The organism is Luteimonas salinilitoris, from assembly GCF_041300785.1.
In the GTDB taxonomy this organism is placed as follows: Bacteria; Pseudomonadota; Gammaproteobacteria; order Xanthomonadales; family Xanthomonadaceae; genus Luteimonas; species Luteimonas salinilitoris.
Map to the genome: position 1 here is coordinate 1 of NZ_JBFWIB010000008.1, position 16,899 is coordinate 16,899.

The following is a 16,899-nucleotide window of genomic DNA, read 5'->3' on the forward strand; positions in this document are numbered from 1 at the left end:
ATCCGACGGCCTCGCCTGGCGACGGGGAGGGTACGCGGTCGCGCAGAAGCAAAGCCGCGGGTCTTCGCTTCCACATGGGCTGAAGGCATCGAGACCGAGGGTCTCGTCATCGCCCGCTCCCCCTTTCCGGCCGAGGGATAGCCCAGCTGGTCGGGGTGCTGTCCCGACGTCGGTGTCCAGGCGCGCTATCCCACGCCAGGCCCGGTCCTGCGGTCCAGCGCTTCCGCGGGAGACTGAGGCACCCGGCCCGGCTAGACTCCGGCCATGGCCTTCAACGTCCGCCAGATCTTCGCCGCCCTCAATGACGCCCGGGTCGACTACGTGGTCGTGGGCGGGCTGGCGGTCATCCTGCACGGTTATCTGCGCGCCACCGCGGATCTCGACCTTGCGATCGGCCTGTCTCCGGGCAACGCCAGGCGTGGCATGCGCGCACTCGCTTCGATCGGCCTGCAGCCGCGGCTGCCGGTGGCCATGGATGACTTCGCGGATGAGGACAGGCGCCTGGACTGGCTGCGCAACCGCAACATGGTCGTGTTCCCGCTGTGGGATCCTGCGAACCCGCTGCGTTCTGTGGATGTTTTCATCGACGAGCCCATCGGGTTCGGCGACCTCATGGCGGAGGCCGTGGTCAAGGACGTGGATGGACTCGAGGTCCGGATCGCCTCCATCCCCCACCTGATCGAGATGAAGCGGCGATCGGCGCGTCCCCGCGACCTGGAGGATATCGACAAGCTGCAGCAGATCCTGGCCGCCGAGCAGGAGGGTGGGTCGTGAACCCTTCTCCGTCGCCTTCGCTGGAATTCAGTTTCGAGGACGCCGAGCGCGCGCAGCTCATGGACTGGGTGCGGCTGAGCGCAGGCACGAAGATCGATTTCTTCGAGGAGATGGTGGAGTTGGCATACCGCAGTGGCGCGCTGGCGCCGGAGCGGCTGGCGCTGCGCGACAGACAGGCCCGGCCACCTTCGTCGGATGGCCGATAGCGGTGGATCTGTGCGGCCCGCTGACGTGGCCAAAAAACGGGGTCAGGTTCACTTCTTAAGAACAGGGTCAGGTTCACTTTCTTGCTGAGGTGTCCTGGCCTTGGGGCATCCGGTACGGCCGGTGTGCCGGGCAGGCGGCGGTGAAGAGTTGCGTCTTGGCTTCCACCATGGCCTTGAAGTCGTCCCCGCCCAGCGCCCGTTGCTGCTGCAGGTAAGCGCGGATCTCGGCTAGTGGCTTCGTAGGGAAAGTGAACCTGACCCCGTTTCGGACCCCGTTTCGGACCGGTGCGGCCGTGGACAGCCCCCGGTCCAGTGGTGCCGCTGCACGCGTATCCACCGCTCGAATACGCCAGGCCGTCGCGCAGCTTGCGCCTGCACTGATCCGGCTGCTCCAGTCGCGCGCAGGTGGGCGGGGCGGAGACGCCCCGCTCGGCGATAGGTTGCATGCGTTGACAGAGCAATAGCGGTGAAAAAACGGTCACCCGTGCGACGCTTGTGTCGGTGCTGTCCGCATGGTGCTCGGCCAGTTCAGTACCCAACTGTGAAAGCACTCCGGACGTGCTTAGGCATTTCTGCTTCATCCAGCATCGCCACCGCGAAGTCTTCCATTGAAATGCAAGACGCACCGTTTTCATCAACGACCAGCGTATCGGTGCCAAGACGATAGTGGCCAGTGCGGTTGCCAGGCTGCAGCATTGCGGCTGGCGAAAGATAGGTCCAATCCGCGCGGGCCTCACTCAGGCAAAGTTCGTACTGCGCCTGAGAAGCACGAGCGATCGCAACCGTCGATGCGGGCAGGAAGTTTGGTGCGCTCAGCACCGTCTCGCCGCTGCGTCCCGGTAGCAGCAGCCGCGCCGCGCCGCCGACCAGAAGAACACGTACCCCCGCGGCTGCCGTGCTGTCCAAAACCGAACGGGTCAGTGCGACCAGATCTTCCTCGTGTCCATCCTGCGGGCGGAGCGCACTGATGACCAGGTCTTGACCTTCAACGGTGCGGGCGAGTTGCTGAAGATCGGATACATCCGCGGCGCAGGGAATCACGTTCTCGGGCAGCTTGCTGAACTGCGCCTTCGTCCTCACCACGCCGGTGACGTCGTGTCCGCGCCCCAGCGCTTCAATTGCGATGCGCCTGCCGACATTCCCGGCGGCTCCGTATACGGTAATCTTCATCAAGTATCTCCTTCGTAGAAGGCTGGTGGATTATTCGGACTTGGCCTTGCCGAGCGTGAGCAGCGCAATGCCAGCGGTGATCAGGACAGCGCCCACGAACAGCCCCTCGGGTGGCGCCTCACCCTGCAGAAATATCGCGACCGGTACGCCTACAAGAGCGCCGACGGAGCCCAGCAGGCTCAGCAGAACCGGTCCACCTGTTTTCTGCAGCATGAACAGCAACAGGAACATTCCCGCGAAGGCCACGGCCTGTACCGCGATCAGGACGAGCGGCAGACTCTGGTCCATTGGAACGGCGAGCGAGAAGCCCGGCAAAAATCCCGCCCCAACCAGCATGACCGCAGCGGCGAGCAGCATTCCCGGTGCCAGCGCATCGGCCGATACGCCTTCGGGCCAGCGCAGCGTACGGTAAAGATTGCCGATGGCCAGGAGGATTGGCCCGACAAGGGCAAGGAGAATCCAGAATCCATCCGCATCGGGCGCGGAGAATTTGCGCGCCGCGAGAACACCGGCTCCAGCCAACGCCACCACCACGCCGGCTGCGCGGCTCATCTGGAATCGTTCGATTCGCCAGGCTAGCGCCCCCACATAGGTCAGCAGCGGCGGCAGTGAGATGATCAGGGCGATAAAGCTGGCGCCGATATGCGGAATGGCCGCAAAGAAGATCAGATTGGAGCCTGCAACCCCCACCAGCGCAGACACTGCATAGTATTCAAGCGTGCGCGCATTGACCGGTGGCAGATCCCGGCGCAGTGCTGCCACGACCATCAGGATGACCGCCGCGCCGACGATTGACCAGCATAGAAACGCCAATGGTGGCAGATGCGCCTCGCCCGCGAGTTTTGCCAAATTGGTCGATAGTCCCAGCAGTGCCCCGCCGGACAAGAGACACAGTAACGGAACCAACCAAGCTCTTTTGCGGGCAGGTACGGGTACGTTCGTTGCAGAGCCCGCCATGTTTTGCCTCAGTTGCATATACCTTGACATCAAGATATATGCAGATACATCTTGATGTCAAGGTTCTTTGTGCAAAACTAAGCCCCATGGACCATGTCGACAGAATCCTTGAGCAATGGCGGCAAGAACGACCCGACCTCCAAGTCGCGCCAATGGGCACGATCGGGCGAATTAAACAGCTTCATTGGCATCTCATGCGCAGGATGGAGAAGACGTGGTCGGTGTACGGCTTGAACGGCGCGAGTTTCGATGTTCTGGCAACCTTGCGCCGGACGGGCCCACCCTATGCGCTCTCGGCGGGCGGGTTGATGGCATCGACGATGGTGACCTCGGGCACGATGACGCATCGTATCGACCAGTTGGAAAAAGCGGGGCTGGTCGCACGGGCCAGGAATCCCGATGATGGTCGCGGATTTCTGATTTCTCTTTCTCCGCAGGGGCTCAAGCTGATCGATGAAGCGGTGACCGCCCATGTCGAGACACAGGCAAAACTGGTCGCCGCCCTGACCGATGAGCAACGCACCCAATTGGATGATCTGCTGAGGCAGTTCTTGCGCGGATTTTAGTGCGGTGATCTATCTACAGAATCGATTGCGGCCGCTGGCCGAGATTGGCGGCGCAGCTCGACCAGCGGTATGCAGCGGGATCGTCGGTCATGCGGGCACGCACCGGGTTGAGTTCGATGTATCGATAGCAGGCGATCACGTAGCTTTCGCTGTCCACCAGGCAGGCCTTGTAGCGGCCTTCCCACAGCGTCCCGCTGCGCCCGTGCCGGGCGTTGAACAGGCCGACGTACTGGCGCCCCAGCCGCTGCATCATCCGGCCGATGCTGCCTCTTAAAGGAGGCGTCGCCAAGAGATGGACGTGGTTGTCCATCAGGACATATGCGTGCAGGCGTACGCCGGTGGACAGCAGGGCGTCGCCCAGCAAGGTCAGGTAGCGAAGGCGGTCGCTGTCGTCGAGGAAACAGGGCAGGCGATTGTTACCGCGTGGCACGATGTGCTGCGGCACCCCGGGCAGATCGAACCGTGGAAATCGGGCCATCGGCAGATCGTGGGCCGGGACCGGCGCGTGCGACATCATCATCTGCCGCCGCGCCGCGTCGGGCGCAACCGCACCCCGGTGTCGGAAAAGCTAACCTGACCCCGTTTTGCCCACCGGCTTCCGCTGCCGGTGTGGGGCCTGTTCGTGCTGCGCTCGATCCTGTTCACACTGCTGGTCGTGGCGGTCGGAGAGGAGGCGGGGTGGCGCGGCTGGATGCTGCCGGAGCTGCAGAAACGCATGAGTCCGCTGGCGAGCACGGTGCTGATCGGGATCGTGTGGGGGCTCTGGCACTACCCGCTGTTCGTCAACGGCCAGTATCCCGAAGATCCGCAGATGGTGTTCGCCAAAGTGGGCGTGTGCGTGCTGCTCGGCATCCTGTTCACCTGGCTCTACAACCGCAGCGGCGGGAATCTGCTCCTGGCGGTGGTCCTGCACACGGCATTGAACAACACGGTACGCGTGGTTCCGTTCACCGAGTACGCCGGACTCGGCATGATGGCGCTGCTGTTGGTGCTGGTGATCGTCGATCGGATGTGGCGTCGGCGCGGGCCGGCCTCGACCGGGAGCAACCCGGCGGAACCCTCGGACATCGAACCTTCCTGAACTCCTGATTTCTACAAAAAGGGCGTTTATTCTTCCTATACTCCCGCCCGCCACGACATCAGCAGCCCGCCGAGCTTCTCTTCGGCTTCGTGCGCGATCTTCAGCATCGCCGGCTCGCCGCGGCGGCGCACGGGCATCAGCGAACGGCTGTGGGTGATGAAGGCCGCGCCGTCGGGCGTCAGGCCCCAGCGGCTCAAAAATTCCTCGAACATGCCGGACAGGCCATCCGACGCCTCAGCCGCAGTCGCAGCCGCAGTCGCAGTCGCAGTCGCAGTCGCAGTCGCGCAGAAGGCTTGACGGCGCCGGCCGGCGGGCGTAATTTGCCCTTGCCGAAGGTTTTCATCTCTTCATCCAGATGAAAAGATGAAATTAAAAGGGAAGCTGGTGCGGATCTTCCGATCCAATTCCGGCGCTGCCCCGCAGCGGTGTGTGGAAACGAACGCTGTCGTCCTCCAAGACGCCGGCGATTAGGCGAGCCCAGCTGTTGCAGGAGCGGCTTTAGCCGCGAGCTTTTCCGGTTGCGACGACCGACAAAGCGCTCGCGGCTAAAGCCGCTCCCACAAAAAAGCCAAGCTCAAGTCCACGAGCCCGAAACCTGCCCCGGCCGGAGCGCGAAAGCGCGTTCCGCCTGACCTGGAACTTCCGCAGGGAAGTGGCCGGAGCCGATGCCGTGCCTTGCGCGCGGCGTTTTCTCCTGCGCCTTCCTCACGCAGTTCCGGCTCGCCCGCGGGGGCGAAGGTCGCTGGCGTGGCGGGCGGTTCGCATTCGCGTGCGGACGAACGGCGCGCGGTTCCTTCGTTCCTCAAACGCCAACGCATCGAGGAAACGCAAAAAATGAGCATCGTCACCAACCTGGGCTTTCCGCGCATCGGCGCCAAACGCGAGCTGAAACGAGCGCTGGAAGCCTACTGGCGCGGAGAGTCAGGTGCCGAACAGCTGCAAGCCGTCGCACGCGAGTTGCGCCATCGCCACTGGCAACTGCAGAAAGCCGCCGGCGCCGACATCGTGCCCTGCAACGATTTTTCCCTGTACGACCACGTGCTGGACACCGCGTTCTGGCTGGACGCGATTCCAGATGCATACCGCAAACTCGCCGACCGCGATCCGCTGGCCGGCTATTTCGCGCTGGCGCGCGGCGCGCAGAAGGACGGCATCGATCTGCGCGCGCTGGAAATGACCAAATGGTTCGACACCAACTATCATTACCTGGTGCCGGAGCTGCATGCCAGGCAAAGCTTCCGACTGCGCGGCGACAAGCCAGTTGTCGAGTTCCTCGAAGCCAAGGCGCTGGGTTACGACGCGCGGCCGGTGCTGCTGGGGCCGGTGAGCTTCCTGCTGCTGTCCAAGGCCACCGACGGCAGCGACCGGCTGGCGTTGCTCGACCGGCTGCTGCCGGTGTATGCGGAGCTGCTCGCCAAGCTGAAGGCTGCGGGCGCTGACTGGGCGCAGATCGACGAGCCCTGCCTGGTCCTGGACCAGGACAACGACGACCATGCCGCTTATCGCAAAGCATACGATGCGCTCGCCGGCGCCGATCGCCCCAAGCTGCTGCTGACGACCTATTTCGGCGCGCTCGGCGACAATCTCGCGCTGGTGGCCTCGCTGCCGGTCGACGGCCTGCACGTCGACCTGGTGCGCGCTCCCGAACAGCTCGAGGCGGTACTCGACGCGCTGCAACCGGCACAGGTGTTGTCGCTGGGCCTGGTCGACGGCCGCAACGTCTGGCGCACGGACCTGGATCGTGCGCTGGCGTTGGCGCAGTTCGCGCGGGCGCGCATCGGCAGCGAACGCCTGCAGACCGCGCCTTCGTGCTGGTTGCTGCATGTGCCGATCGATGTGACGTTGGAGACGGCGCTGCCCCCCGACCTGCATGCCTGGTTGGCGTTCGCGCGACAGAAGGTGGAAGAGCTGCGCGTTCTGGCCGATGCGCTCAACGGCCTGGTGTCGACGCGCTCGACGTTGGAAGTGGCGCGCGATCGCCTGGACACGCGCCGCCGATCGAAGAAAGTGCATCGTCCTGAAGTCGCCGCACGCCTCGCCGGTCTCGACGCCGCTGCCACGAAACGCACTTCCGCTTACGAACAGCGCCGCGACACGCAGCAGCTACGCCTCGGCCTGCCGCCGTTCCCGACCACCACTATCGGTTCATTCCCGCAGACGCATGAGGTGCGCGAGGCGCGCGCGCGCAACAAGTCCGGGCGCTTGTCCGATGCCGACTACGATCGATTCATCGCCGTAGAAACCGAGAAGTGCGTGCGCTTCCAGGAACAGATCGGAATCGACGTGCTGGTGCACGGCGAGTTCGAGCGCAACGACATGGTCGAATACTTCGGTGAGCAACTCGACGGCTTCGCCTTCACCAGGCTGGGCTGGGTGCAGAGCTATGGCTCGCGCTGCGTCAAGCCGCCGATCATCTTCGGCGACGTGCAGCGACCCGCGCCGATGACGGTGCGCTGGTCGCAATACGCGCAGTCGCTCACCGACCGGCCGATGAAAGGCATGCTGACCGGGCCGGTGACGGTGTTGCAGTGGTCGTTCGTGCGCGACGACCAGCCGCGCGCGGCCACCTGCCGGCAGATCGCGCTGGCCTTGCGCGACGAGGTGCGCGACCTGGAGGCCGCCGGCATCGGCGTGATCCAGATCGACGAGCCGGCGCTGCGCGAAGGCCTGCCGCTGCGGCGCGCCGATTGGCGGACGTATCTGGACTGGGCCGTCGAATGTTTCCGCATCAGCGCCGCGGGCGTGGCCGACGGCACGCAGATCCATACCCACATGTGCTACTCGGAGTTCAACGACATCATCGATTCGGTGGCGGCGATGGATGCCGACGTGATCTCGATAGAGACGTCGCGGTCGCGCATGGAGTTGCTGGATGCGTTCGTGAAGTTCCGTTACCCGAGCGGTATCGGCCCGGGCGTGTACGATATCCACTCGCCGCGCGTTCCCGATGTCGCGGAGATGGTCGGTTTGCTGGAGAAGGCGCGGGAAGTGCTGCAGTCCGAGCAGATCTGGGTGAACCCGGATTGCGGGTTGAAGACGCGCGGCTGGCCGGAGACGCAGGCGGCGCTGGTGGCGATGGTGAGTGCGGCACGGGCGATGCGGAGTTGGAACAGGCGGGATGCGGCTTTTCCTCCCTGCTCGTGAGGGAGGATGCCCGAAGGGCAGGAGAGGGGCGCGAGCGGAGCGATGCGCGCTTTTGCTAACGAATGCAGGCGTCCATCCGATTCCTCCCCGGCGATCCTTCATCGCCGCCGCGATGCATCGGAGTTTGGCTACTCGCTCGTGAGAACTAAGCCTCGCTCATGTTCTTCTCTCCTGAACTTAGATTTTTTTAGGCTTAAAGTGGATTCAACGAACGGTTCATTGCGATGACATCGGCATGGGCATCGGCATGGGTCGGCTGGTTGGCATAGAGCCTGCCATATCCCTCTCTCCACTCCTTGTCGCGTATCTTCTCCGCCCTACCCTTGACCGCCGCCCTGATCCCTTCCCGCGTCTTTGCCGCACCGTAGTCGCAGCAGTAAGCGGGCGTTGAAGGCTGCTGCCGCCACGATTCCTCCAGCGAACCGCCATCGACCGGATCGAACCCCATTTCATTCACCAGCCCCATCACGATCCGTTTGGCGCGAGCGTCATCGCCCGCCACGGGTATAGCCAGCCGATCCGGCAAGCCTTCGGGCTTCCCCAGTTCGGAGAGGGCGTGGAAAAGGATGCTGTTGAACGCCTTGAGAATGGGGTGGCCAAGCTGCCGGGATAGCCAGACGCTTTCCGGCATACCGGCATCGATCTCCGGAATACGCGGATCGCGCACGTCGGGATAATAGTTCCCCGTATCGATGATCGCCACGCCTTCCGCAGCCCGGTCGAACAAGTCGCTGGGAAGCTTCGCCACGGCCGGAAAGGGAATGGATAGCAACACGACGTCCGCGCCTTCCACGGCTCCGTAGATGTCGGCAGCATCGGCCCCGATTTCATCCGCGAATCGCTTGACTGCCTCGGAGCCGCGCGAATTGGCGACACGCACGCCGTGGCCCTTCTCGCTCCATCTGCGGGCTATGGTTCCCCCGATCTCGCCGATGCCAATTACGCCGATCTTCATGATTTCACCTTTCTGCGGTGCTTCCGCGCCTGGACGAACTTCACGCATCTGCGACCGCGCCGCAGGTCAGGTTGACTACCGCAGCGGTCATCGCACCTGCCCGATCGGAGGCCAGAAACGCTGCGGTCTCCGCTACGTCGGCCAGGGTCGGCAGGCGTCCGAGCAACGTCGTCTGCGCAGCGCCGTCGAGCCATTGCGACACCGACATACCGGCGGCCTCGGCCTTCGGACCGAACAGCTCGCCGGTGTAGGACCCCGCTTCGGGGGCATCGGCGATGGCGTGGGACCGGATGCAGATCACGCGCACATTGCGCGAGGCGAGTTCGCCCGCCAAAGCCCGCGAAAACGCTTCCGTCGCGGCACAACTCACGATGTGGCCGAGGTGGCCAGGCACGGTCATCTTCCCTGCAGGTGCGGTCAGCGTCAGGATTACGCCTGGGCGCTTAGATCCCATGTGCTGCGCGACGGCCTTGGAGGTGGCGAACAAAGGTCGCAGAACACCGTCGATCGGCACCATGAAAGTTTCCATCGAAAGGCCGGCTAGCGACGTACCCTGATCGTGCATCACGCTGGTGGCATTGAGCACGATGTCGATGCTGCCTGCCTTGGCCGCCACCGCGCCCGCGTGCTCGCAGACAGCCGCTTCGTCGAGTACGTCGAGCTGCGCCGTCTCGACTTCGCCGCCGGCCGCCAGGATGTCGCGTGCCACCTTGTCCAGCCGTGCCTGCGTTCGCCCGACCAGGAATACCTTCGCGCCTTCGCGGGCGAATACGCGCGCCGCGGCTCCGCCAATGGCACCGCCACCGCCGTAGATCACCGCGTTACTGTCGTTCAGCAGCATCTTGACTCTCCTTCCGGTTATGCGCCGCTTACCATGCGGGCGTGTGAAACTGTTGGCCGCCTTTTCTATTTCTCGCGCTCAGAGACTGGCGGCTGAATGCGCCGGGCACCGGCCAGATAGCGATCGTTGTCGAACGGCTCGGCCCGATTGCCTTGGAAAATCCACATTTGCCGGAGCGTCCGCGGCAGATCGCCGAGATACACATGCAGCGCGCCCGAGCGGCCGCTGCCGGTATTGGCGACGGCATGCACCGTATGCGGCGGCAGGTGCACCAGCGCAGGCGCGGTGAAGTCGCGCCTTTCCGGAACCTCGAGCGTGCCGTCGACGACGGGATAAACGAAGTTGGTTTCGCCGCCCTTGTAGATGCCGATCAACGCGTCCATCAGGTGGTTGTGGGGCGGGTACTGCAGGCCAGGCGACAGCGTGATGTGGTAGATCGTCAGGTTCGGGCTCGCATGCAGCAGCACTTCTTCGTCGTCCTCTTCATGGACGAGCACACCGGATGAGTGGAAGCGGTTGGTAAGGTCGTTCAGCACCGTTTTGATGTGTTGCAGGGGATGGGGACCCTCCGCGGCGTCGACGAGATCCTGGGTAGCTGCGTGCAGGACCGAGCTGACGGAAAGGGGCATCTGATTACTCCCGGCAGGCGCTGGAGGCTTGGTCGCTGCGCTTTGCCCGCGCGCGCGCGGACAGGCGCAAGTCCGCGCAAGCCGATCTCGAAGCGACAAGTACCTGATTTATCTCATGACTCTGTGATTCGCCCGGATCGACAGGCTTGAATCGTTCCATGCCGGCCCCTTTTATGAGATGCTCAACTTAATCTACTGAGATGCTCAATCCTAGGAAATGCGATTGTCAGTGTCAACAGGTAGCCTTATCCGAATGACTCGTTCTAAATCCGCAGCCGCAACATCGGAATCGGCTCCATCCACCGGCAGGGCCGCGCCGCCACCGACCGCCGACCTGCTCCGTAGCGAAGCGGCGTACGAGCAGATGAAGATCGACATCGTCGCTTGCGTCCTGCGCCCCGGCGAAGCGCTGACCGAGAAGCAGATTGGCGATCGGTACCAGATCAAGAAGGCGACGATCCGCTCCGCGCTGACCCGCTTGACGCAGGAAGGACTCGTCAAGAGCGAACCGCGCCGCGGCTACGTCATCGCGCCGCTCAGCTTGCGGGACATCAACGAGATCTTCGATGTCCGCAGCCTGATCGAGCCGGAAGTGTTCGGAGTGGCGGCGTCCAGCCTCGGGAAGCGGGAGCTCGAAGATGTCAGACAAGCGGCGAAAAGAGTACTGAAGCCGGAAACGCTCCGCAGCCACGTGGCGTTCCTCGCCTCCGATCGTGCCTTCCGGCTTACGCTCGCGGAACTCTCGGGAAATTTACGGCTGGCGCAACTGCTGGGTCAGATACTCGACCAGTCCGAGAGAGTCCTGCATCTGGGATACAAGTCGTTCGACTTCACTGAATTGATCATCAGCCAGCAAAAACAACTGGTCCGCGCCTGTGAGTTGAGCGACGCTTCCGGCATCGTCAAACTTGCCCGTTCGCAGTGCCTCTTCCTCAAAAAGCAGGTGCTCGAGGCGTTGATTGCGGGTTCCAAGCTGCAAGAAGCCAACCTTCAAGCCTTCACTTAAGGAATCCGGTCCAGGCATGCCGCAGCTTTCAATCGGGTAGTGCTGAAAAGGTAGGAAAGGGTGTCAGGGACCAAAAGCGGGGTCAGGTTCACTTTATCTCCTGATCTGGGGCGGCCGCGCGCGGCCCGAGGCAAGCGGAACGTTGGGTCACGGGCTCGGACAAAAAGGACAAAAAGGGACGGAGGGAATTAATCCATCTTCGTGCCATGTTCGCCTCCCGCCGCGGGCACGGCTCACTGGTCACATCACATAGGTTTGAGCAAATGAGTTACGGCGCGACGGCCTTGACGTCATACACGACCACGCGCTGCCACAGGTGCTCGCAGTCGGCGACGAACTGCTTGTGAATGGGATGGACCTGGTAGGCGTTCTGCCCGGCCACGTCGTCGAAGAACAGGATTTCCGAGGCGCTGTAGCTGCCGTCGACGACGCCGCGCTGCTCGGTATCCGCCGGCACGCCGATGTGGATGCCTCGCACGGTGTCGACGCCCGCCAACGTTCGCAATCCGGCGAGCAGCTTGGCGAGATCCTCCTTGGAATCCGGATTCTTCAGCCAGAAGAACACGTGGTGCACGACCGGCGGGAACGATGCCTTGCTGGCGGACATGGAAGCGGCGGCGCGGGCGCCGGTGGCGGCCACGCCGGCAGCCAGGGCGGTGGCGGCGACGATGATATTTCGGCGGCTGTGATCGGTCATGATCCGGGTCCTTTAACGGGGTCAGGTTCACTTTTTGGTGAGGTGTCCTGGGGTGCGGCGGCCGGCGCGGTCGGTATGTCGGGCGGACGGCGGAGAAGCGTCGCGCCCGCCTGGACGGCCAGTGCGGAATCGAGCGAGTTGGCGGCGATCTCCAGCAGCGGCCGCATCGCGCGCCCTCCGGCCCGGCGCGACCTACTCGGCATATGTCAGCAGACCCTGGTCATGGCGACAGGTCCAGCCGGACGACGCTGACCTCGGGATCCGGTGCCGCAGCCGGCAGGCGCAGGCGCAGTTCGCCGTCGCCCTGATCGATCCCGATCCGCGCATCCGGAGCCGCCAGCAGGCGGGCGCTGGAAACCTCCTGCGCCAACGGCAACCGCAGCACATTGTCCCGCGGCCAGTCGAACACGTGCAGGTACAGCCTCTCCGCTGCGCCGCCTTCGGCCGGCTTGCGGGTGATCCGGCCCCAGGCCGGCGCCTGGCCGTGCAATAGGCCCAGCGGCGTCGCTGAGGTGCCATGGATGGCCTCGCCGTTGATCCGCATCCAGCGGCCGATGCCCGCCATCCGCTGCAGCGCGCGCTGCGGGAACTCTCCTTCAGCGGTAGGCCCGACGTTGAGCAGGAAATTGCCGCCTTTGCTGGCACTGTCGATCAGGTGCCGCAGCAGGACGCCGGTCGATTTCCAGTCCGCCTCGCTGTCGTTCACGAATCCCCACTTCTGGTTCATCGTCATGCAGCTTTCCCAGTAGCTGTCGGCGCCCAGGCCGGTGGCGGGCACTTCCTGCTCGGGGGTGTGGAAGTCGCCCGGCATTCCCGCCGGACTGATGCCGGCCATGCCTTCGCGCGAGTTGTAGATGCGGTTGTTGATGATGATGTCCGGCTTGAGGCCGCGCAGGAATGCATCGAGGTCGCGCGCATCTTCCTGCGTCCACCAATCGACCCATTCGCCGTCGAACCACAGCACCTCGACGTCGGCCCGTTCCACCAGTTCCTTCAGTTCGGTCTTCATGTCGCGCACGTAACGCGCCTTCTGCTCAGGATCGATCAGGGTCGGACTGAGCGTGCCGGGCTTGCTCTCGCGTTGCGAAGGATCGTGCCAGTCCATGATCGAGTAGTACACGCCGAAGTGCAGGCCCTGGCGACGCACCGCCTCGGCCAGCGGTTCGATCACGCTCTTGCCGTAGGGCGTGCGCCGGGCGATGTTGTAGTCGGTGCCCTGCGTGTCCCACATGGCGAAGCCTTCATGGTGCTTGCTGGTGAGGATCACGTACTTCATGCCGGCGTCCTTCGCCGCGCGGGCCCAGGCATCGGGGTCGTACTTGACCGGATTGAAGCGGGCCGCCAGTCGTTCGTATTCGGCCTTGGGGATGTCGGCCTCCTCCATGATCCATTCCCCGTAGCCGCGCCTGCCCTGCCATTCGCCCGCCGGCACCGCGTACAGGCCCCAGTGGATGAACAGGCCGAAGCGTGCATCGGTCCACCAGTCCATGCGGCTGGCCTTCTGCGCCGGCGTTTCCTTCCCAGGGGACGTGGATGGAGCCGTCGGTGGGGTGGCGGACGCTGCCCGGGCGTCCGGCTGGCGGCTGCAGGCAGCCCCTGCCGCGAGAGCCAGCAGGCTGGGGAGGAGGAAACGCAAGAACCAGGGCATGTCGAGTTCCGGAGGCGCCGATGCGGGCATGGCTGCAAGCTGCGAGTAGGACATTAGCATTGGTCCAACCACAGGTTGGGCCACCCCTGATTTCTCGGACAGGCTAATTAGGCACCATCGCCATCTTGTCGTACTCGGCCGGCGAGGCGGGGCTTCGTCAACCTTCCGGCAGGTCGCATTTCATCTTGGCGTCCACGTAATAGGGTTTGGGGACATCCGGGTTTTCGCTGGTCCTGTCGAACACGACTTCGAACGAATCGGCATCGGGCGTGCCGCCGCGCTCCGTGCAGGCTTCCTCCAGCTTTTCCTTCACGGCGGCGGTACCGGCCTCCCGGTCGGCGCCGTCCGCACTGTTGGTCAGGTTGACGATTTCAGCAAACGCCAACGGACTCACGCTCAACAGGCATCCGGCGAATGCGATGGCATGCAGCTTCCCCATGGTGACTCTCCTTGGTTGATGGTAGTGATCGATCGCTCATGGGGTCTTTGCGGCCTCGATCGCTGCACGATGCGCGGTGACCTCATGCGATGGCGTCGCAGACTAGCGGAACGCGGTTAACGTTCTGTGTGGAGACGAGCTAGAGGGAACGGAGGTGATTAATCCGTCCCCTGAACCTGTCGGAGCCTCAGGGCTTCTGCTGGCGGGTGTGGAGGGCGAGGGCTTCGGCCTCGCCGAGCGGCAGGCCGGCTTCGGCGAGGGGCCGGTAGGCCGTGCGGCGCGTCCCGGCGTCCGGGCCCAGTCGCCGGTAGGCGGGATGCGGCTGGAGGCGGGCATCGCACGACGTGCTGCGGAGCGCCGGCCAGGTCGAAGCGGGGTTGGCGGGCCATGCCAAGAACAGGGTCAAGAACAGGGTCAGGTTCACTTTTATGGTGAGGTGTCCTGGGGTGCGGGCGGTCGGTGCGGTCGGTGTGCGGGGCGGACGGCGGCGAAGCGTCGCGTCTTGGCTTCGACCATGGCCTTGAAGTCGTCCCTGCCCAGCGCCCGTTGCTGTTGCAGGTAGGCGCGGATCTCGGCCAGTTGGTCCGTGGGCAACGCTTCGTCGAGGAGGGCGCGCCAGTGGCTCCGGCGTTCGGCCTGCGTGGTGCCGAGCGCCTGCCACGCGTCATGTTCGCCGAGTCCCGAGGTGGGTCGCTGTCCCAGATAGGCGGGGCAGCTGGACCAGCGGTAGGCCGCGGGGTTTTCGACCATCCGTGCACGGACCGGGTTCAACTCGATGTAGCGATGCATCGCAGGACGTAGTCCTCGCGGTCGACCAGGCAGGCCTTGTAGCGGCCTTCCCACAGCGTGCCGGTGCGCCCGTGCCGGGCATTGAACAGGGCAACGTAGTTCCGCCCGAGCCGCTGCATCATGCGCTCGCAACTCAACCGTCGTGTCTACAACATTTCTCGATTGAGATAGGTCGCTTTCTCGAACTCCGCGACGTTCGTAGCGATTCGATGGGTAGTCGGGAACATGTCAACCAGTTCGCTGACTATCCTCTTCGAGAGATTTGCGCGCTGCTCGATGGTTCGTCCCTGCATGATGTACGAGAACTCGTGGATGAAGTCTTCCTTCCCCCCGCCAACGGCGTAGACCAGGAAAGGATTGCCCCGGACCTTGATATCAGGCTCATCGAACAATCCCGTGGAGTTCACGGCGTGATGCAATCGTGCAAGGATCTCTTCCTCGCTGCGCTGTCGCAGTATTCCCTGCGAGCAATCAACCACGAAGTGCGGCATGTTGTCTCTCGTCTCCCGATCTTGGGGAAGGGCGATTCAATCGAGTCGTCGCCAGACCGAAATCGGGATGCTGCCGTCCGCCCGTGGCGGTACCTGGTAGCTCAGTTCCCTGCCTTCCAGCTTGTACTGGCGTCGTTGCACGGTGCCTTCCCAATTGGGGAAGGATGAGCCCTCGATCGAAAAGACAAGCCGTCCCGCCTTTTCATCGATCGTTACGGTGCCGTAATGGGTGCTGCTGCCCATCACTGCGGACTTGAATTCATCGGTGCTGCCGTCAGCCTTGCTACCGGTGGCGAAACGCAGGCGTTCGGATTTGAGTATCTGCAACGAGTATCGGCCTTGGGTGTCGACGATCAGTCTGCCCTTGGGCTGCTTGCCATAGTCTCGTGCCAGTGCGCCACCGGGCAGGATCTTGTCCGCGGCCACCAAGGTCCAGGTACCGTGCAGCGGGAATTCATGGGCCGGTTCAGGCATGCCGCGCGTGGCCAGCCCGGCCAGCATCGCGAGCATCACACCGCTCATGCGTTTCATCGTAGGGCTCCTTTGGCAACGGGGATCGGAGCCCAGTCTAGATCGCTTGCATGATCAGGAAAATGCATTTATAGATATATCTGTCATTTCAGATCCGAATCTTTCCGAATGAAGGCGATGGATGTCGATGCGGTCAAGGCCTTCGTGCTGGCCGCCGACCTGCAAAGCTTCACCCGCGCGGCCGACGTGCTGGGAACCACCCAGTCCGCGGTCAGCCTCAAGCTGCGCCGGCTGGAAGACCAGCTGGGCCGGCGCCTGCTGGAGCGCACGCCTCGGCATGTGCGCCTGTCCGCCGAAGGGCTGGCGTTTCTCGGGATAGCACGCGAACTGGTTTCGACCCATGACCGCGCGGTCGCCGCGTTCGAGGTCGAGCGGCGCCGGCTGGCGATCGGCATCAGTCATTTGCTGGTCGGCGGCGAATTGCCGTCGCTGTTGCGGCGGATGCGGGACCATGATCCGGGCTTGCTGGTCGAGATGCGCGTGGCCGGCACGCGCGAGCTGATGCAGGCCTACGAACAGGGTGAGCTCGATGCGGTGCTGGCGCTGCGTCCGGAGGACCGCCGCAAGCAGGGCAGGGCCGCTTTCGTCGAGGCTTTTTCCTGGTTCGCGGCCGTCGGCTGGGAGCCCCATGCCAACCAACCCCTGCCGTTGGCAACGCAAGGCGAGTCGTGTCGCATCAGAGCGGTGGCGATTCGTGCGCTCGACAAGGCCGGAATCGAATGGAGTGAGGTTTTCGTTGGCAAAGGTGCCGCGATCCTCGGCGCCGCTGCGGCCGGGGGATTGGCCGTGGCAGTGTTGGCGCAACGCGCCGCACCATCCGGCACGGTCGATATCGGCGAAAGCCTGTCCTTGCCGCCGATCCCCCCGCAGGATGTGATGCTCTACACCGCACTCAGTGACCGTCGATCGCGTGAAGCGCTTCGTGTGCTCGCGCTGGCATTTCGGTGAGCGAACGTCAGAGTCATGGGGGTGAGG

The 16,899-nt window shown here is 63.9% G+C and carries 22 protein-coding genes and 1 riboswitch; of the genes, 7 read left to right on the forward strand and 15 right to left on the reverse strand.

The features are described from left to right. Nucleotides 1–264: 264 nt before the first annotated feature. Nucleotides 265–774 carry a hypothetical protein gene (locus AB5T46_RS12690; protein ID WP_370564351.1) on the forward strand — a complete coding sequence of 170 codons (510 nt, stop codon included), beginning with the start codon at nt 265–267 and terminating at the stop codon, nt 772–774. Then, a complete protein-coding gene (locus AB5T46_RS12695) occupies nt 771–980 on the forward strand; it encodes a hypothetical protein (protein WP_370564352.1) in 210 nt (69 codons plus the stop codon). Before AB5T46_RS12690 ends, AB5T46_RS12695 begins: the two co-directional genes overlap by 4 nt. 528 nt (nt 981–1,508) lie before the next feature. Here the strand turns inward: AB5T46_RS12695 and AB5T46_RS12700 are convergent. Continuing rightward, a complete protein-coding gene (locus AB5T46_RS12700) occupies nt 1,509–2,150 on the reverse strand; it encodes an NAD(P)-dependent oxidoreductase (RefSeq protein WP_370564353.1) in 642 nt (213 codons plus the stop codon). A 30-nt stretch (nt 2,151–2,180) separates the two neighbouring features. Then, nucleotides 2,181–3,137, reverse strand: a complete 957-nt coding sequence (locus AB5T46_RS12705) for a DMT family transporter (protein ID WP_370564354.1) — start codon at nt 3,135–3,137, stop codon at nt 2,181–2,183. A 56-nt stretch (nt 3,138–3,193) separates the two neighbouring features. Between AB5T46_RS12705 and AB5T46_RS12710 the strand changes: the two genes are divergently transcribed. Next, a complete protein-coding gene (locus AB5T46_RS12710) occupies nt 3,194–3,673 on the forward strand; it encodes a MarR family winged helix-turn-helix transcriptional regulator (protein ID WP_370564355.1) in 480 nt (159 codons plus the stop codon). A gap of 13 nt (nt 3,674–3,686) precedes the next feature. Here the strand turns inward: AB5T46_RS12710 and AB5T46_RS12715 are convergent, their stop codons facing one another. Further along, on the reverse strand, nt 3,687–4,151 hold the full coding sequence (locus AB5T46_RS12715) for a transposase (protein WP_370564356.1): 465 nt from the start codon (nt 4,149–4,151) through the stop codon (nt 3,687–3,689). Nucleotides 4,152–4,295: 144 nt separating this feature from the next. Here AB5T46_RS12715 and AB5T46_RS12720 point away from each other — a divergent pair, with 144 nt between their 5' ends. After that, nucleotides 4,296–4,754 (forward strand): CPBP family intramembrane glutamic endopeptidase, encoded by a 459-nt coding sequence (locus tag AB5T46_RS12720; protein WP_370564357.1) that lies wholly within the window; start codon nt 4,296–4,298, stop codon nt 4,752–4,754. Between the two features lie 35 nt (nt 4,755–4,789). Here AB5T46_RS12720 and AB5T46_RS12725 read toward each other — a convergent pair whose 3' ends face one another. Beyond that, a complete protein-coding gene (locus AB5T46_RS12725) occupies nt 4,790–4,966 on the reverse strand; it encodes an aminoglycoside phosphotransferase family protein (RefSeq protein ID WP_370564358.1) in 177 nt (58 codons plus the stop codon). Nucleotides 4,967–5,069: 103 nt separating this feature from the next. Then, nucleotides 5,070–5,371: riboswitch (cobalamin riboswitch) on the forward strand. 217 nt (nt 5,372–5,588) lie between these two features. Between AB5T46_RS12725 and metE the strand changes: the two genes are divergently transcribed. Further along, nucleotides 5,589–7,898, forward strand: coding sequence for a 5-methyltetrahydropteroyltriglutamate--homocysteine S-methyltransferase (metE, locus tag AB5T46_RS12730; RefSeq protein ID WP_370564359.1), 2,310 nt, complete (start codon nt 5,589–5,591; stop codon nt 7,896–7,898). 193 nt (nt 7,899–8,091) lie between these two features. On the opposite strand, the gene AB5T46_RS12735 is transcribed toward metE, so the two are convergent. From AB5T46_RS12735 to AB5T46_RS12745, 3 genes are all read right to left on the reverse strand, one after another. Continuing rightward, nucleotides 8,092–8,853 (reverse strand): NADPH-dependent F420 reductase, encoded by a 762-nt coding sequence (locus AB5T46_RS12735; protein WP_370564360.1) that lies wholly within the window; start codon nt 8,851–8,853, stop codon nt 8,092–8,094. Between the two features lie 40 nt (nt 8,854–8,893). Then, nucleotides 8,894–9,694 carry an SDR family NAD(P)-dependent oxidoreductase gene (locus AB5T46_RS12740; protein WP_370564361.1) on the reverse strand — a complete coding sequence of 267 codons (801 nt, stop codon included), beginning with the start codon at nt 9,692–9,694 and terminating at the stop codon, nt 8,894–8,896. 65 nt (nt 9,695–9,759) lie between these two features. Continuing rightward, nucleotides 9,760–10,323, reverse strand: coding sequence for a hypothetical protein (locus AB5T46_RS12745; protein WP_370564362.1), 564 nt, complete (start codon nt 10,321–10,323; stop codon nt 9,760–9,762). Between the two features lie 253 nt (nt 10,324–10,576). Here AB5T46_RS12745 and AB5T46_RS12750 point away from each other — a divergent pair, with 253 nt between their 5' ends. Then, on the forward strand, nt 10,577–11,329 hold the full coding sequence (locus AB5T46_RS12750; RefSeq protein ID WP_370564363.1) for a GntR family transcriptional regulator: 753 nt from the start codon (nt 10,577–10,579) through the stop codon (nt 11,327–11,329). Between the two features lie 268 nt (nt 11,330–11,597). Here AB5T46_RS12750 and AB5T46_RS12755 read toward each other — a convergent pair whose 3' ends face one another. The 8 genes from AB5T46_RS12755 to AB5T46_RS12790 all read right to left on the reverse strand — a co-directional run bounded on the left by AB5T46_RS12755 (nt 11,598) and on the right by AB5T46_RS12790 (nt 15,924). After that, entirely contained in the window at nt 11,598–12,026 is a 429-nt protein-coding gene (locus AB5T46_RS12755; protein ID WP_370564365.1) for a Dabb family protein, read from the reverse strand. A 220-nt stretch (nt 12,027–12,246) separates the two neighbouring features. Then, the gene (locus AB5T46_RS12760; protein ID WP_370564366.1) at nt 12,247–13,734 is read right to left on the reverse strand and encodes an alpha-L-fucosidase; all 1,488 of its coding nucleotides are present in this window, start codon (nt 13,732–13,734) and stop codon (nt 12,247–12,249) included. 97 nt (nt 13,735–13,831) lie between these two features. Beyond that, the gene (locus AB5T46_RS12765) at nt 13,832–14,113 is read right to left on the reverse strand and encodes a hypothetical protein (protein ID WP_370564367.1); all 282 of its coding nucleotides are present in this window, start codon (nt 14,111–14,113) and stop codon (nt 13,832–13,834) included. Between the two features lie 187 nt (nt 14,114–14,300). Continuing rightward, entirely contained in the window at nt 14,301–14,537 is a 237-nt protein-coding gene (locus tag AB5T46_RS12770) for a hypothetical protein (RefSeq protein WP_370564368.1), read from the reverse strand. A gap of 2 nt (nt 14,538–14,539) precedes the next feature. Next, complete coding sequence (locus AB5T46_RS12775; protein ID WP_370564369.1) at nt 14,540–14,902, reverse strand: transposase; 363 nt, start codon at nt 14,900–14,902, stop codon at nt 14,540–14,542. Next, nucleotides 14,881–15,024 (reverse strand): hypothetical protein, encoded by a 144-nt coding sequence (locus tag AB5T46_RS12780; protein WP_370564370.1) that lies wholly within the window; start codon nt 15,022–15,024, stop codon nt 14,881–14,883. Before AB5T46_RS12780 ends, AB5T46_RS12775 begins: the two co-directional genes overlap by 22 nt. Nucleotides 15,025–15,048: 24 nt before the next feature. Then, nucleotides 15,049–15,393, reverse strand: a complete 345-nt coding sequence (locus AB5T46_RS12785) for a 5-carboxymethyl-2-hydroxymuconate Delta-isomerase (protein WP_370564371.1) — start codon at nt 15,391–15,393, stop codon at nt 15,049–15,051. 36 nt (nt 15,394–15,429) lie between these two features. Further along, the gene (locus tag AB5T46_RS12790; protein ID WP_370564372.1) at nt 15,430–15,924 is read right to left on the reverse strand and encodes a lipocalin-like domain-containing protein; all 495 of its coding nucleotides are present in this window, start codon (nt 15,922–15,924) and stop codon (nt 15,430–15,432) included. Between the two features lie 108 nt (nt 15,925–16,032). Between AB5T46_RS12790 and AB5T46_RS12795 the strand changes: the two genes are divergently transcribed. Then, nucleotides 16,033–16,872, forward strand: a complete 840-nt coding sequence (locus AB5T46_RS12795) for a LysR family transcriptional regulator (RefSeq protein ID WP_370564373.1) — start codon at nt 16,033–16,035, stop codon at nt 16,870–16,872. Nucleotides 16,873–16,899: the final 27 nt, after the last annotated feature.

Bases quoted from the DNA above. Each gene is read 5' to 3' on its own strand.
- AB5T46_RS12690 (WP_370564351.1), top strand. From the start codon at position 265: ATGGCCTTCAACGTCCGCCAGATCTTCGCCGCCCTCAATGACGCCCGG.
- AB5T46_RS12700 (WP_370564353.1), bottom strand. From the start codon at position 2,150: ATGAAGATTACCGTATACGGAGCCGCCGGGAATGTCGGCAGGCGCATC.
- AB5T46_RS12705 (WP_370564354.1), bottom strand. From the start codon at position 3,137: ATGTCAAGGTATATGCAACTGAGGCAAAACATGGCGGGCTCTGCAACG.
- AB5T46_RS12710 (WP_370564355.1), top strand. From the start codon at position 3,194: ATGGACCATGTCGACAGAATCCTTGAGCAATGGCGGCAAGAACGACCC.
- AB5T46_RS12715 (WP_370564356.1), bottom strand. From the start codon at position 4,151: ATGGCCCGATTTCCACGGTTCGATCTGCCCGGGGTGCCGCAGCACATC.
- AB5T46_RS12725 (WP_370564358.1), bottom strand. From the start codon at position 4,966: ATGTTCGAGGAATTTTTGAGCCGCTGGGGCCTGACGCCCGACGGCGCG.
- metE (WP_370564359.1), top strand. From the start codon at position 5,589: ATGAGCATCGTCACCAACCTGGGCTTTCCGCGCATCGGCGCCAAACGC.
- AB5T46_RS12735 (WP_370564360.1), bottom strand. From the start codon at position 8,853: ATGAAGATCGGCGTAATTGGCATCGGCGAGATCGGGGGAACCATAGCC.
- AB5T46_RS12740 (WP_370564361.1), bottom strand. From the start codon at position 9,694: ATGCTGCTGAACGACAGTAACGCGGTGATCTACGGCGGTGGCGGTGCC.
- AB5T46_RS12745 (WP_370564362.1), bottom strand. From the start codon at position 10,323: ATGCCCCTTTCCGTCAGCTCGGTCCTGCACGCAGCTACCCAGGATCTC.
- AB5T46_RS12750 (WP_370564363.1), top strand. From the start codon at position 10,577: ATGACTCGTTCTAAATCCGCAGCCGCAACATCGGAATCGGCTCCATCC.
- AB5T46_RS12755 (WP_370564365.1), bottom strand. From the start codon at position 12,026: ATGACCGATCACAGCCGCCGAAATATCATCGTCGCCGCCACCGCCCTG.
- AB5T46_RS12760 (WP_370564366.1), bottom strand. From the start codon at position 13,734: ATGCTAATGTCCTACTCGCAGCTTGCAGCCATGCCCGCATCGGCGCCT.
- AB5T46_RS12765 (WP_370564367.1), bottom strand. From the start codon at position 14,113: ATGGGGAAGCTGCATGCCATCGCATTCGCCGGATGCCTGTTGAGCGTG.
- AB5T46_RS12775 (WP_370564369.1), bottom strand. From the start codon at position 14,902: ATGCATCGCTACATCGAGTTGAACCCGGTCCGTGCACGGATGGTCGAA.
- AB5T46_RS12780 (WP_370564370.1), bottom strand. From the start codon at position 15,024: ATGATGCAGCGGCTCGGGCGGAACTACGTTGCCCTGTTCAATGCCCGG.
- AB5T46_RS12785 (WP_370564371.1), bottom strand. From the start codon at position 15,393: ATGCCGCACTTCGTGGTTGATTGCTCGCAGGGAATACTGCGACAGCGC.
- AB5T46_RS12790 (WP_370564372.1), bottom strand. From the start codon at position 15,924: ATGAAACGCATGAGCGGTGTGATGCTCGCGATGCTGGCCGGGCTGGCC.
- AB5T46_RS12795 (WP_370564373.1), top strand. From the start codon at position 16,033: ATGAAGGCGATGGATGTCGATGCGGTCAAGGCCTTCGTGCTGGCCGCC.